The 14,629-nt window shown below is 44.7% G+C and carries 14 protein-coding genes and 2 tRNA genes; 9 read left to right on the top strand and 7 right to left on the bottom strand.

Going from position 1 to position 14,629, the window contains the following annotated elements; all coding sequences use genetic code 11:
- The first annotated feature begins 270 nt into the window (after positions 1–270).
- Positions 271–1,773: a hypothetical protein gene (locus B5X60_RS03905; RefSeq protein WP_079701340.1), complete on the top strand. Its 1,503-nt coding sequence runs from the start codon at positions 271–273 to the stop codon at positions 1,771–1,773.
- Between the two features lie 438 nt (positions 1,774–2,211).
- On the opposite strand, the gene B5X60_RS03900 is transcribed toward B5X60_RS03905, so the two are convergent.
- Positions 2,212–3,531 (bottom strand): MutS-related protein, encoded by a 1,320-nt coding sequence (locus B5X60_RS03900; RefSeq protein ID WP_170878375.1) that lies wholly within the window; start codon positions 3,529–3,531, stop codon positions 2,212–2,214.
- A gap of 112 nt (positions 3,532–3,643) precedes the next feature.
- Here B5X60_RS03900 and B5X60_RS03895 point away from each other — a divergent pair, with 112 nt between their 5' ends.
- Complete coding sequence (locus tag B5X60_RS03895; protein ID WP_170878374.1) at positions 3,644–4,591, top strand: thioredoxin family protein; 948 nt, start codon at positions 3,644–3,646, stop codon at positions 4,589–4,591.
- Positions 4,591–5,052 (top strand): protein-disulfide reductase DsbD domain-containing protein, encoded by a 462-nt coding sequence (locus B5X60_RS03890; protein ID WP_079701337.1) that lies wholly within the window; start codon positions 4,591–4,593, stop codon positions 5,050–5,052. The genes B5X60_RS03895 and B5X60_RS03890 overlap by 1 nt, the downstream gene beginning before the upstream one ends.
- 228 nt (positions 5,053–5,280) lie before the next feature.
- Here the strand turns inward: B5X60_RS03890 and B5X60_RS03885 are convergent, their stop codons facing one another.
- Complete coding sequence (locus B5X60_RS03885) at positions 5,281–6,258, bottom strand: GlxA family transcriptional regulator (protein ID WP_079701336.1); 978 nt, start codon at positions 6,256–6,258, stop codon at positions 5,281–5,283.
- 128 nt (positions 6,259–6,386) lie between these two features.
- Here B5X60_RS03885 and B5X60_RS03880 point away from each other — a divergent pair, with 128 nt between their 5' ends.
- The 4 genes from B5X60_RS03880 to B5X60_RS03865 all read left to right on the top strand — a co-directional run bounded on the left by B5X60_RS03880 (position 6,387) and on the right by B5X60_RS03865 (position 8,150).
- Positions 6,387–6,806: an SRPBCC family protein gene (locus B5X60_RS03880; RefSeq protein WP_079701335.1), complete on the top strand. Its 420-nt coding sequence runs from the start codon at positions 6,387–6,389 to the stop codon at positions 6,804–6,806.
- A 78-nt stretch (positions 6,807–6,884) separates the two neighbouring features.
- Positions 6,885–7,259: a DoxX family protein gene (locus B5X60_RS03875; protein ID WP_079701334.1), complete on the top strand. Its 375-nt coding sequence runs from the start codon at positions 6,885–6,887 to the stop codon at positions 7,257–7,259.
- A 35-nt stretch (positions 7,260–7,294) separates the two neighbouring features.
- Positions 7,295–7,744: an SRPBCC family protein gene (locus B5X60_RS03870; protein WP_079701333.1), complete on the top strand. Its 450-nt coding sequence runs from the start codon at positions 7,295–7,297 to the stop codon at positions 7,742–7,744.
- A 10-nt stretch (positions 7,745–7,754) separates the two neighbouring features.
- Positions 7,755–8,150, top strand: coding sequence for a VOC family protein (locus tag B5X60_RS03865; RefSeq protein WP_079701332.1), 396 nt, complete (start codon positions 7,755–7,757; stop codon positions 8,148–8,150).
- A gap of 267 nt (positions 8,151–8,417) precedes the next feature.
- Here B5X60_RS03865 and B5X60_RS03860 read toward each other — a convergent pair whose 3' ends face one another.
- Positions 8,418–8,894, bottom strand: a complete 477-nt coding sequence (locus tag B5X60_RS03860) for an ankyrin repeat domain-containing protein (RefSeq protein ID WP_079701331.1) — start codon at positions 8,892–8,894, stop codon at positions 8,418–8,420.
- 4 nt (positions 8,895–8,898) lie between these two features.
- Positions 8,899–11,145: a catalase gene (locus tag B5X60_RS03855; protein WP_079701330.1), complete on the bottom strand. Its 2,247-nt coding sequence runs from the start codon at positions 11,143–11,145 to the stop codon at positions 8,899–8,901.
- A gap of 210 nt (positions 11,146–11,355) precedes the next feature.
- Between B5X60_RS03855 and B5X60_RS03850 the strand changes: the two genes are divergently transcribed.
- On the top strand, positions 11,356–12,420 hold the full coding sequence (locus tag B5X60_RS03850) for a sensor histidine kinase (RefSeq protein ID WP_170878373.1): 1,065 nt from the start codon (positions 11,356–11,358) through the stop codon (positions 12,418–12,420).
- A 39-nt stretch (positions 12,421–12,459) separates the two neighbouring features.
- On the opposite strand, the gene B5X60_RS03845 is transcribed toward B5X60_RS03850, so the two are convergent.
- From B5X60_RS03845 to B5X60_RS03835, 3 genes are all read right to left on the bottom strand, one after another.
- Positions 12,460–12,702 carry a hypothetical protein gene (locus B5X60_RS03845; protein ID WP_079701328.1) on the bottom strand — a complete coding sequence of 81 codons (243 nt, stop codon included), beginning with the start codon at positions 12,700–12,702 and terminating at the stop codon, positions 12,460–12,462.
- A gap of 332 nt (positions 12,703–13,034) precedes the next feature.
- Positions 13,035–13,108, bottom strand: a tRNA-Pro gene (locus B5X60_RS03840).
- 286 nt (positions 13,109–13,394) lie between these two features.
- Positions 13,395–13,958, bottom strand: a complete 564-nt coding sequence (locus tag B5X60_RS03835; protein WP_079701327.1) for a dihydrofolate reductase family protein — start codon at positions 13,956–13,958, stop codon at positions 13,395–13,397.
- Between the two features lie 352 nt (positions 13,959–14,310).
- Here B5X60_RS03835 and B5X60_RS03830 point away from each other — a divergent pair.
- A tRNA-Ser gene (locus B5X60_RS03830) sits at positions 14,311–14,397 on the top strand.
- Positions 14,398–14,629: the final 232 nt, after the last annotated feature.

Raw genomic sequence — 14,629 nt, 5'->3', positions numbered from 1 at the left:
AACTTTTCAAAATTTACCAACCATTTAAGTAATGCGGAAGTGGTGTACTGACATTCATACTTGTGCTAACATTAACACGGCTTGCATTGCGCCTTGGGGCTAAAATGTGGATTTACAACAAAAATCGGGCAGGCGCGGGATTTTTGCTTACTTTTTTTCCTGAAGAAAAAAGTAAGTGCCCTTCCCGCGGCACGAGCGGGGAGTAATGAAAATTGTTATCTTCGAATTAATACCTTTCACCCGTAACAAAAATACCGTCTCCTTCACACCATGAAAGCAAAAACCCTTTTACTTCTTATAACCCTTCTCATCACCCTAATAAACCCCACTTCTTCCCAAACTAAGTTTGACTTCTCTAAAAAAGGCAACATCCATGATGAAGTAATCTATTCATGGGACAACTATTATCGCGACTATTTCGCCGGGGAAATTAAAAAGAGATTATTTGAGCAAGGTGATGTCTATATCCTATACGACGCTCAGATTGCCGGACTGCAATCCTTTGTAGAGATGACCCGCAGGTGCAAGGATACAAAACAAATGGCCGAGCTTGTCGATCTGTTAAGCCCGGTTTTTTCCCAATTAAAACCGATAGCCCCCGACAATAGCGCCGGCTGGATCTGCACAGGAGGGAGTATATGTACAGCATACGGACTGCTTGGTAAGGAGGTACCTCTTTGCAGCGTGCAGTTCCTGGGTTTGTTAGGGGCCCTGGCTACGAATATTACGGAAAATATTCCACTGCGTAAGCAAACTCCGGCAGAAAAGACTTTCGTAGCGAACACATTCAATACCATTTCGGTCCAGTTAGACCGTTGGTTTACCCCAAACTATTTTAAGTCGGTTGATAACCGGCTTCCGCGGACCGCTGCCGATATGAAAGATGCGAGTGCAGGTCATTATTTTTCGGACAGAGATCTGTGGTTTTTAACGGTTCTTTCGGATCTGTCTGAACTCCACCTGGCAGGAGTGAAGCCTGCAGCTGAAGATGGACAAAAGGCCTGGGCTGATCTGCAAACTCAGAAGGAGGGTATTGCAAAAATATTTGATCTCTTTGTTGCAAGGAGCTACATCACAACATCTCCTGCTGGCAACAGGGCTGAAATAGATAAAGGCTTTTGGAAGAACCATTTTGACAACAGGTATGCTAAATACGCTGGTCCTGAAGCACCCGTCACCTGGGAACAAGACGCCGCCGGAGAATGGAAGATGATCACCCGGGTTAAATGGGATAGCACTTATCTATCGGACGACGTATCCTGGGACATTAGTCATGCAAGAAGATTGGTCCCTGCTTTCGAAACGTTTGTCAGGAACCACGAAAATATCAAAAAGGTGTGGGGTTATACTAATCCAGCTTTTGACCCCGTCGCCCTTCGCCAGGCCTATGCCAACCAAATCATTCAGAAGATCTGGAATAAGAGCACAACATCCCCTTTATTTACCAATTTCTGGAGCGGAGATAATGGCTGGTACCGGGTTGCCTATGCACACCAGACCGGCAGGAGAATGGAAGGTTACACGCCGTATGGTATGAATGACTCAATGCCCTTAGGGGGTTATCCGATTTGGGGGGCATTTGATCCGACTTTAAGGACAGTTTTCCAGAATCTTTTTAGTTTGTCGCATTCCAATGATCCTGAGGCAAAAAGTTTTATATCTCAGTATTACAAATCGGTCTTTGCCAACAGGTCTAAGAGTTCTGCAAAACCGGTTGGCAGTTTGGCGTTTCTGTCGGATTTGGTTGAGGTATCTGGAGGGAAAGGTAAATAACACCATTAATCGCGCCTCATGCCGGCGCAAGTGCACACACTTTTTGCTTTTGGTCAAAAAGTATGCAATGCCAACCGGAGGGAGACCACGAATTCCATTAAAAACAAATAAAAGTGCTGAGTAAACCCCACCGCTGCACCTGATGCTATTAAAGTCAGTGCTTTGGCCTGGCCTGTAGGTGCCGCACTCCCGCAATTGCGAGACGGAAGAACGGTGAACGGAGATAATGTGCTGATGCTTAAGAAACGTACCTAGTGGTGCTAATGTAAATATGCTGGCCTGTAGCCCGCGTTGTGTACGCTCGCGCTCCCCTTATTTGAAGGGGAGCTGTCAGCTTCTTCAGCTGACTGAGGGGTTTTTTAAATTCGTTTCTTGCTCCTGAACGCCTCTAATCCAAATACCATACGAGCGTTAGATAAATGGCAAGTTGACAATAGACTACTTCTTTTGCCACGTTTCCAACAACCCAAATATCCCCTTATTCTCCAAAATCCACATTCCAATATGATCATCATTAATACCGTCCAGCAGCTCATAGTTAAATACCGGGGTGCCCGCACTCATATCCGTTTTAAAGCAGCGGAATAATATGTCTTCGCGGGTGTTTAGAACAGTGGCAACCTCTGTGATATGCGTTGATAGCAGGAAAAAGCAATTCTTGATGCCTGAGAATAAGCCGGAGATCCGGAGCGAAGCTTCGTAGGCATCTTTGATATTTGTACCTCGGAAAAACTCATCGAATACAACTAATAGCTTCATATGATTATTGATTTGTTCGGCTACTAATTTTACGCGATTGGCTTCAGCGTAGAAGTGGCTTTCGCCGAGCCTGATATTGTCCGGTAAGTTGATAGTTGAGATTATTCCGTCTAAAAGGGACAGGACCATCTTTTCGGCTGGTACCGGAAAACCCAGATGAGCGAGATATACTGCAATGCTCACCGATTTCATAAAAGTTGATTTCCCGGACATATTTGCGCCAGTAATGAACGCCATATTGGTCTGATTGTCCAACGTCAGATCATTCAAAATAGGACGTTCTAAAAGCGGATGGAACACCCCTGTAAGCTCCAGTGTGCTGCCTTTGCGGAAAACCGGGAGTACATATTTCCGGGCTCTGGAACTGGAAGCAACTGAATAAAATGCATCTAAAAGGTACAAGTCGGAAAGAAGCTGCTTTAAAGTTTTATAATGTTTGTTGCGCAGGAGAAAATCTGCACGTTCAACTTCGTACCGGCTGAATGGTTTTCTAGCCCTAAGGCCTTTTAAAATTAAAGGGATCTGCTGAAATTCCTGCAAGCCTTCTGCCAGGCGGGTAAAAAGTGGGAGGGTAGTTTCTTTGCAGAATTCATTGCAGAAAAGAACAATGAAGCGGAGATTTTCTAAGGTTTCGGCAACACCCCTGCGCTTGATATAATAATCCGCCGATGGCATCCAGTAGCGTTTCACGACATTCTTCATGGCATTAACGCGTGTAAATTTTCGCGGTTTGTCTGGCCTGCTGAGATAATGATCCATGAAATCAACTGAGGTTTTGTCGAAGGTCAGATGCTCCACATTTACCATTAGATACCGGATGGTATTTATCCGTTCTGAGATGTTATCTTCATCTCTTAACGGATTCCCGATAATTTCTTTTAACATCAGATCACCGCCATTGGTTATGGTTCTGTTGAAGACGCATACTATGGAATCGCTTCCGCTGCCGAAGATCTGAAGGTCTGATTTGGTTTGGTCGTCGACGTAAAAGGGCTTCATAGGTGTTAGTAAGAGGTTAAGTAGAAAATGTAAGATAATGAAAGGTGCGCAATTATGTGCCTTCGGAAATTTTCCTAGTTTTATACCAAACTTCACACAAAAACTATTCAGCATGAGGCGATTAATGTTAAGTCTGTTATTCCTGGTTCTGATTCAGGCTCCCTCCGTTTTAGCTTCTAATTTTCCGAGAATTCCGCTCGAAGCTGCACTGAAAAGAGCCTCGGCCGAAGGGAAAAATGTGCTGGTTTATTTTACCGCCAGGTGGTGTGCACCATGTAAAAGGATGGACCGGTTGGTTTTTCCGGATAGTGCGGTCAAAGCTGAGCTGGAAAAGCGTTATGTGCCTATCGAAATTGACGGCGAATCAGTACGGGGGGAAGCTCTAAGAAACGAGTTTAACATAGCGGGTTTTCCAACTTTTTTGATCGTTAATGCGGACAGGGTGGTACAACAACGTCGCTTTGGCTATTTGGATGTTAAGCGTTTCATGAATTTTGTGTCCACAAGCCCTGATCCTGCACAGGACGCTGAAAACCTAAAAATAGAGCAATATATCTTGACCCGTCAAGCAAGTCAAAAGACAGCCCCGGCACTAAGTTACGGTTTGAAACTTGGCCCTAATATCTCACGGTTTACTAACTATTCCAAAGAATGGGGTTTGGGATACGAGGCAGGTGCATTTGTGGCTCTGGAAACCAAGCGTCTTTTATTGCGACCGGGACTGAACATGATTGAAAAAGGGGGTGCTGGCACTTCACGCACCTATGTTCAGTTTCCATTAGATATTGGCCTAAACCTTTATAAGGGTTCTGTATTCGGACGTACCGGAGGTTACCGTGTTATTGCATCACCTTATACAGCAGTATTACTAAATAAGAAAAGGTATGTCATGCCGGGTTCAGATCATGGTGTGAAACTCGGTCTCAGTGCCTTTATAGGTAAAAGTAAGCAATCGGAATTTATCCTATCTTCGGACACCGGTGTAAAAGATGTAAATTCTGGTTTTCCTGGGAAACAAAGAAATCAAACATTCGGTTTTCAACTTGCCTTTACATTATAATGAGAACTTTTAAGAATTACCTATTAGTATTACTGGTGTTCATTGCCAGTGGGCATGCTTCAGCGCAGATCTTTGCGCCGGTTAAATGGTCGTATTCTTCTGTAAAGGACGGAGACGGTATTTACACCCTTCTTTTCACCGCCAGCATCGATCCGGGATGGCACATTTACTCGCACGTACAGCCGAAAAAATCCGTTGCCGAACGCCTAGCTATCAAGTTTACCAAGGGCGAAGGAACTCACTTAGAAGGCAATGCACTGGAAGTTGGCAAATTGGAGAAGTTTAGTGATGAATCGCTCGGGATCTACGCATATCAATATTCCGATAAGTTGGTTGTACGGCAGAGGGTGAAGTTGAAGAATCCGGCTTCAAAACAGGTTAGCGGTGTGCTGAGGTATCAAACGTGTAATGATGTGAGGTGCTTGCCGGCAGAGGATGTGGATTTTGTTGTGAAGCTGTAGTGAATTACGAATTACCACCCCTCAGTCCGCCCGAGGCGGACAGCTCCCCTTGAAGGAAGGGGAGCGCTAGCGTACCCAACGCCAGACAATGATTTTTTTACCGAAAAGATCGCAAAGTTTTCGCAAAGGACGCAGAGGGAGAAGGGGTGCATATCCGCCCAGACTTATAACTTATAACTTACAACTTATAACTTACAACTTATAACATACAACGTATAACGTAAAACGTCAGACCTCATTCGCCACCTTTGCAAACTTATTCCGATACTCAATCGGTGTCAGCCCCGTGATTTTTCTGAAAATATCCCTGAACGCTTTAGTATCTGTATAACCGACCCCGTACATCACCTCGGTCACATTCTTTCGGGAGGCTTCAAAGAACTTTTTTGCTGCTTCGATGCGTACGCGCTGAATATATTCCACCGGACTGTTATTTGTCGCATCCTTGAACCTGCGTTCGAAGGTCCTGCGCCCAACGTTTATATGATTAACCAGGTCTTCAACGGTTATCTTGTCCTCATAATTGGTTTCAATATAATCCTGCACCTTTTGAATGTCGGCATCACCGTGGTTTTTCTGCCCGCGGAAAATGGCAAACTGCGACTGGCTGTCGCGGCCGATATCCAGCGCAAAGTATTTGGAGATCATTACGGCTGTTTCGCGGTCAGAGAATTTCTCCACCAGATATAGTATTAAATTCCATAAGCTGCTCGCACCTCCGCTGCTATAAATATTATCATGCTCGGTGATGACGGCGCCATCTTCAACTTCGATCTGCGGGTATTTTTCCCTGAACTCGGAAATATGTGCCCAGTGTGTAGAGCATTTCTTGCCGTTTAGCAATCCGGTTTCAGCCAGCAGGAAGGCGCCTATACAAAGGCTGGCAAGACGCGCGCCTTTCATATGGAGCCGGGTAAAGTTGGGTATGGCTGCGGCATTAGCGAGGATACCTGCGTTCGTATCACCAAAGGTCGGCGGTATAATGAGCAAATCGGTTTCACCGACATCCTTCAGCAGCCGATCGGTTTTAATGGTATACTCTCCATTGTTAGCTGGTACATATTCGTTCAGGCCAACGTACTCAACCTGAAAGATGGGTTTTTTACCGAAGGTGGTAAGAAATTCGTTGGCCGTATTAAAGGTTCTGAAAGCTGGTGTAATTGCTTCTATTACACCGTACTGTGGGACGAAAACTGAAATTTGCATAATTTTAATTAAAGAGGCATAAAAATGGGTGTCGTAATCCAACCCCTAAATTGTCGCTTTTACAACAGACCACCCTTTGTGATCTCTTGCATCTTTGTAGTATAATAATAACCAAAAATTTAGATATCATGACAGCACAAGAAAAAATCACTGTAGCAGCAAGCATAAATGCTCCCTTATCAAAAGTATGGGAGGTGTGGAATAATCCAGCAGATATCATGCAATGGAATACTGCAGATCCAAGCTGGCATACGCCAAGCAGTGAGAACGACCTGAGAACAGGGGGTAAGTTTAAGAACCGAATGGAAGCCAAGGACGGCAGTTTCGGTTTTGATTTTGAAGGAACCTACGACAAAGTAGACCATCACAAGGAAATAACTTACACAATGGCAGACGGCAGATCTGCAACCACACTATTTTCAGAACAAGACGGAAAAACCACTGTAGCGACTAGCTTCGAACCTGAATCACAGAATTCTCCCGAAATGCAAAAACAAGGATGGAAGTCGATTTTGGACAGCTTCGTCAGATATGTTGAAAGTAAATAAGCCCGCCTTCGCTATAGCTATGGTGGGCGATGCGAAGAAATTCTATTAATCTTATCATCCTATTAATCATAATCAATCATGAAAAAGAACAAAATTATCTTCTGCATAGCCACAACCATAATTGTTTTATGGGAAGGTTTGATGCCGCTGGCAACCTGGCTTTTTGCGCCTCAATATATGACAGTGGGCACAAGGGACCTTGGTTACCCCGACTATTTCGCTTTTGCGCTGGTGGTTTGTAAAATCCTCGGTGTAATCGCTATAGCTTATCCGAAGACTCCGGGCAAATTAAGGGAGTGGGCTTATGCGGGCCTAACCTTTAATCTGATCTTTGCCGCCCTCAGCCATGCTTGTGTGGATCAGAATCCGGGTTTCATAGCCATGCCACTAGTGTTTTTGGGAATTCTTGCAGTTTCCTATGTGTACGGAAACAAAATGCGTGCGACCGCTTAAGCCATCGTTTAACAGCAATTTAAATTTTATCAGAAATGGAAAAGAACACAGTAACACTACATCGGATAATTACGGCAAGCCCGGAGAAATTATTCCGCGCCTTTTCAAATCCTGTTGCACATGCGAGCTGGTTGCCGCCTTACGGTTTCGCCTGTGAAGTGCATGAGATGGATTTTAAAGTCGGAGGCAAGTTCAAGATGAGCTTTCTGAATTTCACCACCGACAGTAGCCAGTCTTTTGGCGGCGAGTATCTGGAGATTAAGCCTAATGAGCTTGTGAAGTACTGCGACAGGTTTGACGACCCAAATCTGCCGGGTGAGATAATTACAACAGTAACGCTAAAAAAGGTTTCAGTAGGAACTGAACTTACAGTTGTACAGTCAGGAATTCCTGACCAGATACCAACGGAAATGTGCTACCTGGGCTGGCAGGAGTGCCTGGAGAAATTGAAAAAATTGGTTGAACCAAACATCCCGGATGCATAAAGTGTAATTCATGTTATTTGACAACAGGGATAAATTAACAGGCGGGATCTTTATCACCTTCGCCGGGAATTGTAGAAAAGCTCTCACCTTTTATCAGGGCTGCTTTGGCGGCACGCTGGAGTTTGAAACGTTTGACCAGCCCTTAAAAGGCTTTACTGAAAAGCCGGTAATCAGCGGCTTGCTGGTTTCTGAAAACCTCGTTATCCACGGGTCAGACCTGGTACACGATGAAGGTCGAAGGATCGGCAATTATCTCTCTGTATTTCTCCCTTGCAAAAGCGCTGATGACCGGAGAGTAATCGCCGGTAAACTCCGTGGTGCTTTCGGTGCTTATAATGAAGACGAAAGGTTGATCGAGGTGGTGGATAGGTTTGAGGTGAGGTGGGTATTGGGAATTACAAATTAAAATTTCGAGTTAGACGGAGAGTATGTGAGACACTTCCATGCAACCGTGAATCAGTCAAGTTTGAATTTAACTTTCAAAGACGACAAATATATTTACACGGCCTCCGGTGTCGATGAGACCAAAAACCCTCCGGCAATTCGGGGGCTTTTGGTATGTCGCGGCTGAATGTCTGGATTTAAGAGCAAAGGGCATAATGTTCAGCCAGTTTTTTGGCACAGATCTATCACCGGAACCTGGGCGGGACCTTGATAAAAGAGTTTAGAGGGTTTAGCTTTGCTCCAAAATTCCTATCGCTTCCTCATTTCCCTGCTGCGCGGCGAGATCATATACTGAAAGTCCGCGGGCATCGCTAATATTTTTATCAGCTCCATGGCTCACAAGGAGACGTAGCATATCGTTACGGCCAAACATGGCTGCAAACATTAAAGCTGTGCCGCCATTACCGTGCTGAAGATTTAGGTTTGCACCTTTTTGTATCAATAATTCGACAATATCTCCATAGCCCTTGAATGCGGCCCCCATCAGAGGGGTATTGCCACCATAATCTGCAGCATTCACGTCTGCTCCGTTTTCCAGCAGAAATTTCGCGGTTTCGTATCGTTCATTATAACAGGCGATGATTAGGGGAGTGTAGCCTTTATCATCCCTCACGTCCAGACTAGCACCTGCTTTAACTATTTCTTCAAGTACATCCGCCCGGCCTTGCCGGGCGGCGTGAATTATAACCTCGGGTGTTATTTCCATAAGATTATGCAGGAACTTTCATTGGTTTTTCCCGATCCCAGAAACGATGCATCGCAATCATTTTTATAAAGGTATCACCAATTGATGTATCTCCAATGATGACACCTTCTTTTAATGCCAGTTTTGCCGATTGCTCTTTGGAGACCTTCTTGCCGAAATAAGTCGCATCTATTACCTGCCGGGCAGATGCATCAACTGCAACGGCTTTACAATGGCGAAATGCTTCATTCAAAAAGTGGATTGCATCTGGATCCGCTTCGAGCGTAGCCGAGCTGTTAGTCCCTCCGGGCACAAACACAGCGTCAAACAAAACTGAAGCAGCAGTCAGGAACGACTCGTCGACCGGGATTTCCGTGGAATCTTCAGCTACTACAGGTGCCAGCTTGGGTGCAATAACCGAAACGACAGCCCCCTCAGCTTCCAGCTTGGTTTTCATAGAGTTAAGTGATTTGCTATCCACGCCATCTGCTGTCAGGAATGCGATCTTACGTGTTTTTATCGTGTCTTTAACGGTATCCGCCATACTTAGTGCCGGAGACTTCTCTATCTCACTTTTGATGCCCTTTATTGATTCATAATCAGCCAGCTTTCCGTCCGCAGGAATGCTGAAATTCAATTGTTCAGGATCTTTTGGAACGTGCAGACCTAGATGAAGCCCTACCGGTGTTGCCAAATCAGGGTCAATTTGATTAAGTACCCCCAGCATACGTTCGCGGATGGCTACTGTTTTAACTTTGCCCAGCTCGAATGACAGTGCATCGATCATGTGCTGCTTTTCCGGGTCAGACTGGCTCTGGAAAAACAGGCGTGCCTGACTGAAATGATCGAGGAAGCTTTTGCTACGGGCACGGATCTTTCGAGCGTCGATTCGTTCGTTATATGAAACGAAGCCTCCTTCTGCAGACGGAGCTTGCAATGGGGCATTATCGTTTAAGGAATTTGGTCCGTAGCTCGTTTTGCCCTTGTTAATAGCTTGTCTCATAAAGCCGTCTCGCTGGTTATTATGCACCGGCACGACAGGGCGGTTAATTGGGATTTCATGAAAATTCGGACCGCCGAGTCGGATCAACTGCGTGTCGGTGTAGGAAAATAATCTTCCCTGCAGCAGCGGGTCGTTGGTGAAATCGATTCCTGGAACAACGTGCCCGACATGGAATGCCGATTGTTCGGTTTCAGCAAAGAAGTTATCTGGATTGCGGTTCAACGTAAGTTTGCCAATCCGTTGTACAGGGACAAGCTCCTCAGGAATCAGCTTAGTTGGATCAAGCAGATCAAACCCAAACTTGAATTCGTCCTCTTCAGGAACAACCTGTATTCCAAACTCGAACTCAGGAAAGGCACCTGATTCAATAGCATCCCATAGATCACGGCGATGGAAATCAGGATCCTTACCAGAGATCTTCTGCGCCTCATCCCACGCCACAGAATGTACGCCGAGGAGAGGTTTCCAATGAAACTTTACGAAGCTCGATTTTCCCTCTGCATTCACAAGCCGGAAGGTATGCACACCAAAACCTTCCATCATACGCAAACTGCGGGGAATCGCGCGATCACTCATTGCCCACATAATCATATGGGCTGACTCAGGCATCATAGAAATAAAATCCCAGAACGTATCATGGGCCGAGGCTGCCTGAGGGATCTCATTATCGGGTTCAGGTTTTACGGCATGGACGAGATCAGGAAACTTCATAGCGTCTTGTATGAAAAAGACCGGCATGTTATTGCCAACAAGGTCGAAATTACCTTCCTGTGTGTAGAATTTAACCGCAAATCCGCGTACATCCCGCGCCAGGTCTGTGGAGCCCCGTGATCCGGCTACAGTTGAGAAACGTACAAAGACAGGGGTCTCGCGCCCAGCCTCACCTAAGAAGTGGGCCTTGGTGAGACCTGCCTGCGATTTATAACATGTAAACACGCCATGAGCACCCGATCCCCGGGCGTGTACAATCCGTTCAGGTATACGTTCGTGATCAAAATGAGTGATCTTCTCGCGAAGGATGAAATCCTCAAGGAGGGTGGCGCCGCGCTCACCAGCTTTTAATGAATTCTGGTCATCGTTGATCGGCACACCATGATTGGTCGTCATCGTTTCTCCAGAACCAGATTCAGTATTCCCCTGAAGGTCATCGATCTTTGCATTAGATGGTTCAGGGGCAGATTTTTTCAAGTCTGTTGATTTTTTTGGCGGTGTGGCTTTACCGCTTTCGGATTTATTGGCCTTCGCTGATTTTGTTGATTCTCTTTTCATGAACAGGGATATTACTATGGTACTACAAACTGACCAGAGGTTTGTTCTACCTGAATAGACGGTATAAATACCTGGTTTGAAAAAAATAAAGCCAGGTGCATTGGGTTAAGAGCATAGCCGATGCAGTTAAAAAGACTTAATGAAATTCGTATTTTGCATCAAACAATAATTGCCTTTTTACCTTTATGTAGCGTCACGCTAACAGATCCTATGGAAAAGCCGAAAAATTCACCTGCTAAGTACAGGAATATCAGTTTTGTTTACCATTCAGGGCGCAATGAATTTCTTCATATTGATGATTCTCTTGGTGGACTTAAGCCGAGCGAACGAGAAAATATTACTCCAGAACTTGCTTTATCATTAGTTCATCCTGATGACAGGATCTATGTAAAGGAAAAATTTATAGAATTTTTGCAGGGGTCGCTTTCAGGTGGAGTTGATGTACGGGTAGAATTGAATGGAGAAATCCACCGGGTGCGACTCATACCGTTTGTAATACAAGAAGACGGAGTGGACCTTATTGCCGGTACAGTGAGCGATATTACTGCGGAATGGAAGAATCACGAATCAGTCCTGCGCTATGCAAATAAAAAGAATTCGATTCTTAATATGCTTGCTCACGATCTAAGAGGACCGCTTGAAATAGCCAATACGCTGGTAAAAAGAATTGATACAAAGCTCGAAGATGCTGCACATCTCAGGGATGTCCGAACAATCTCTTCCATCTTAAAAGAATCGATACAACTGATAGCTAACCTGATTGACAGGGAATTATTGGAGACGGTAGAGGTGGAGCTTACGATGAAGCGGATGGACATAGTGATGAAGATCAGCGAATATATCGAGGAATGTAAACGCTCGGGTTCTATTGCTGATCGTGTTTTTGAAATGAGCAGCAGTACTAAAAGTATATATGTTGATCTGGATGAGGCTAAGTTTATGCAGATCATGAACAACCTCTTAACGAATGCTTTGAAGTTTACCCATCCTGGTGGTAATATTTCGGTTGGCATTGAGGAGAAGCAGGAGAGCGTTGTTTTTTCATTTAGCGACAATGGCATTGGGATACCCGACGAATTCCACCACGAACTTTTCGAGAAATTTACCCCCGCCAGGCGTAAGGGTTTAAATGGTGAACCCAGTACAGGTTTGGGTTTGTCAATTGTGAAAATGATCGTGGGATGGCATCATGGGAAGGTTTGGTTTGAAAGTCGCGAACATGAAGGCACGACGATCTTTATAGAGATACCTAAGATTTATACTCCAGAAAGCTAGAAATTACGTTTCGAATCATGCCATCGGAACAGCAGGCATTCAGAATGAAACCTGTCCGTCGCTCAGGAACAGACGCTCATTACCTTCATACGGTCCGACATTCTCAAGGTTAGTTAGAATATCTACCGTTAGATCCAGATAAGCAAAGTTTCGGCTAACCATTTGTAAAACGTTTCGACGAACATTCCAGAATACGCGGTAGTAATGTTGCTTATAGCAAACTAGGTCATCTGCGTGGATAGGATTACCTTTTTTATCCTTTATATCTTCAGGAAAGTCCATTGTGTGAGCTCATGTGAAGTATTATTAGTTAATATACGCAATTTTGATGGTGCGCACTTAATAATGTGGTAAATGTTCGGGGATTCTTTCGCACCTAATTAAATGATAGACTGGTCCGGGAAATTGACTTGATGATGGAATGACAAAAGGTGGTGGCAGTTCAGGATTAGCTGCGCTGATCCTGAATGGGGGGCGTTACACTCTTCAACCCTGCGCTTCTCGTGCCTCGAAGCTGGGTTTGTTGTTTTTACTTCATCTCACAAGCCTGCGGCTTGCAGATTTCGTAAAAACAACAAACCCCCTTCAGCGATGCTGAAGGGGGTTGAAGTTTGTCGGGGTGGCAGGATTCGAACCTACGACCTCCTGGTCCCAAACCAGGCGCGATACCGGGCTACGCTACACCCCGAACATTTAACAATGATAACCGGTGTTCTTCATTTGTTAAGGGACTGCAAAGATAGACTTTTAAGAGTCTGTGGCAAATATTTTTGAAAATATTTTGACGCTTCAGAACAGTGTTTGAAACTGACATTTATAACGTATTGATCCACAGGTTTTATAATCTTATAAGGATTCCTCTGTATTGATTAATTTTAACATTTAAAAGTAAAGGTCTTAAATGTTTCAGGAAGTTTTTATAAGTGTGTAGCCGAATTCAATTGCTAAAAGGCGATGTCGCTTTTATCAAGTTCTTAAAACTCCGAATCAGCTTTGATGTAATGCAAGGCAACAAATCCAGACTTAAAAACCTTTGAGCTCACCAGTTCCAGATCTGTATTTCCCTTTATTAACGTGGTATCCAATAATCGTCGACCTTTTCCGGCAAGAATTGGGTGAATGACAAAATAGAACTCATCAACGAGGTTAAGGGCAATCAGTTGAGAAGGCAAGTCAACACCTCCAGTTGAAATTTTCTTCCCTGGTTCCTGTTTCAACCGGAGGATTTCCTTCTTAAGACCATCGCGGACAAGCCGCGCGTTTCCATCAACACTTTTCAGAGTCTTTGAAAAAACAAGTTTGTCGATGGCTGTGAATTTTCGGGCAAATTCATTTTCGTCCTTGGTTCCAGAGTGACTTTTTGCAACATCCGGCCAATAAGGTACCATCAGCTCGTAAGTCTTGCGGCCGTAGACTAGCAGGTCAACATCGTGCATCAGGTCGGTGAAATACTCATGAACTTCCTCGTTCGCTTTGCCTTTGGTATGCTCGCAGCATCCGTCGGCTGTTAGATTGATGCCATAGATCAAGTTTCTCATGTTACAGGTATTAAGGTATTTCTAAGAATTCTTTTAATGAATATGAAGATAAAAATAAAAATATTGAATACTGCTGTAAGGGGGTAACGCGGACAAAAGGGGGGCCGTACAAGCCAGTTTGCAAATTATATATTGATTATGCTCGATCAGCAGATACTTCGTATGCCTGTCGACAAAAAAGACTTAAGTCCTGTAGAAAAATTCAGAATCCACCGCTTTTACTTTTTTCTGACTTCGTAATAATGAACAGTCCAGACATTTATAAATAAATACCTTTTTAGTGAAAATATTTTTTGCCAGCCTGTCTGAATTACTATATTTGCAGTCCTCGAAAGAGGGTTTTTTATTTAAAGGAGAGATGCCTGAGTGGCCGAAAGGAACAGTTTGCTAAACTGTCGTACTGGCAACGGTACCGAGGGTTCGAATCCCTCTCTCTCCGCCTTCGGTCGCCGAAGCTCCCTACGGCGGACACAGTCCGCTTGAGGAAGCGAAGGAGACCCGGTCGCTAAAGCACTGTACGGCGGACACAGTCCGCTTGAGGAAGCAAAGGAGACCCGGTCGCTAAAGCACTGTACGGCGGACACAGTCTGAGGAAGCGACAGAGACCCGGTCGCTAAAGCGATCCGAGCAATTTCAAAAAGCCAGACATTTATAATGTCTGGCTTTTTATT

It is taken from the genome of Daejeonella lutea (genome assembly GCF_900168015.1).
Taxonomy (GTDB): domain Bacteria; phylum Bacteroidota; class Bacteroidia; order Sphingobacteriales; family Sphingobacteriaceae; genus Daejeonella; species Daejeonella lutea.
Note: the sequence above shows the minus strand (reverse complement) of the source record. Positions and strands in the feature narration are given on the sequence as shown.

Excerpts from the sequence above, each read along its gene's own strand:
- B5X60_RS03890 (WP_079701337.1), top strand. The coding sequence starts at position 4,591 with ATGAGAACTTTTAAGAATTACCTATTAGTATTACTGGTGTTCATTGCC.
- B5X60_RS03865 (WP_079701332.1), top strand. The coding sequence starts at position 7,755 with ATGTTATTTGACAACAGGGATAAATTAACAGGCGGGATCTTTATCACC.
- B5X60_RS03845 (WP_079701328.1), bottom strand. The coding sequence starts at position 12,702 with ATGGACTTTCCTGAAGATATAAAGGATAAAAAAGGTAATCCTATCCAC.
- B5X60_RS03875 (WP_079701334.1), top strand. The coding sequence starts at position 6,885 with ATGAAAAAGAACAAAATTATCTTCTGCATAGCCACAACCATAATTGTT.
- B5X60_RS03880 (WP_079701335.1), top strand. The coding sequence starts at position 6,387 with ATGACAGCACAAGAAAAAATCACTGTAGCAGCAAGCATAAATGCTCCC.
- B5X60_RS03855 (WP_079701330.1), bottom strand. The coding sequence starts at position 11,145 with ATGAAAAGAGAATCAACAAAATCAGCGAAGGCCAATAAATCCGAAAGC.
- B5X60_RS03835 (WP_079701327.1), bottom strand. The coding sequence starts at position 13,958 with ATGAGAAACTTGATCTATGGCATCAATCTAACAGCCGACGGATGCTGC.
- B5X60_RS03895 (WP_170878374.1), top strand. The coding sequence starts at position 3,644 with ATGAGGCGATTAATGTTAAGTCTGTTATTCCTGGTTCTGATTCAGGCT.
- B5X60_RS03900 (WP_170878375.1), bottom strand. The coding sequence starts at position 3,531 with ATGAAGCCCTTTTACGTCGACGACCAAACCAAATCAGACCTTCAGATC.
- B5X60_RS03885 (WP_079701336.1), bottom strand. The coding sequence starts at position 6,258 with ATGCAAATTTCAGTTTTCGTCCCACAGTACGGTGTAATAGAAGCAATT.
- B5X60_RS03850 (WP_170878373.1), top strand. The coding sequence starts at position 11,356 with ATGGAAAAGCCGAAAAATTCACCTGCTAAGTACAGGAATATCAGTTTT.
- B5X60_RS03860 (WP_079701331.1), bottom strand. The coding sequence starts at position 8,894 with ATGGAAATAACACCCGAGGTTATAATTCACGCCGCCCGGCAAGGCCGG.
- B5X60_RS03870 (WP_079701333.1), top strand. The coding sequence starts at position 7,295 with ATGGAAAAGAACACAGTAACACTACATCGGATAATTACGGCAAGCCCG.
- B5X60_RS03905 (WP_079701340.1), top strand. The coding sequence starts at position 271 with ATGAAAGCAAAAACCCTTTTACTTCTTATAACCCTTCTCATCACCCTA.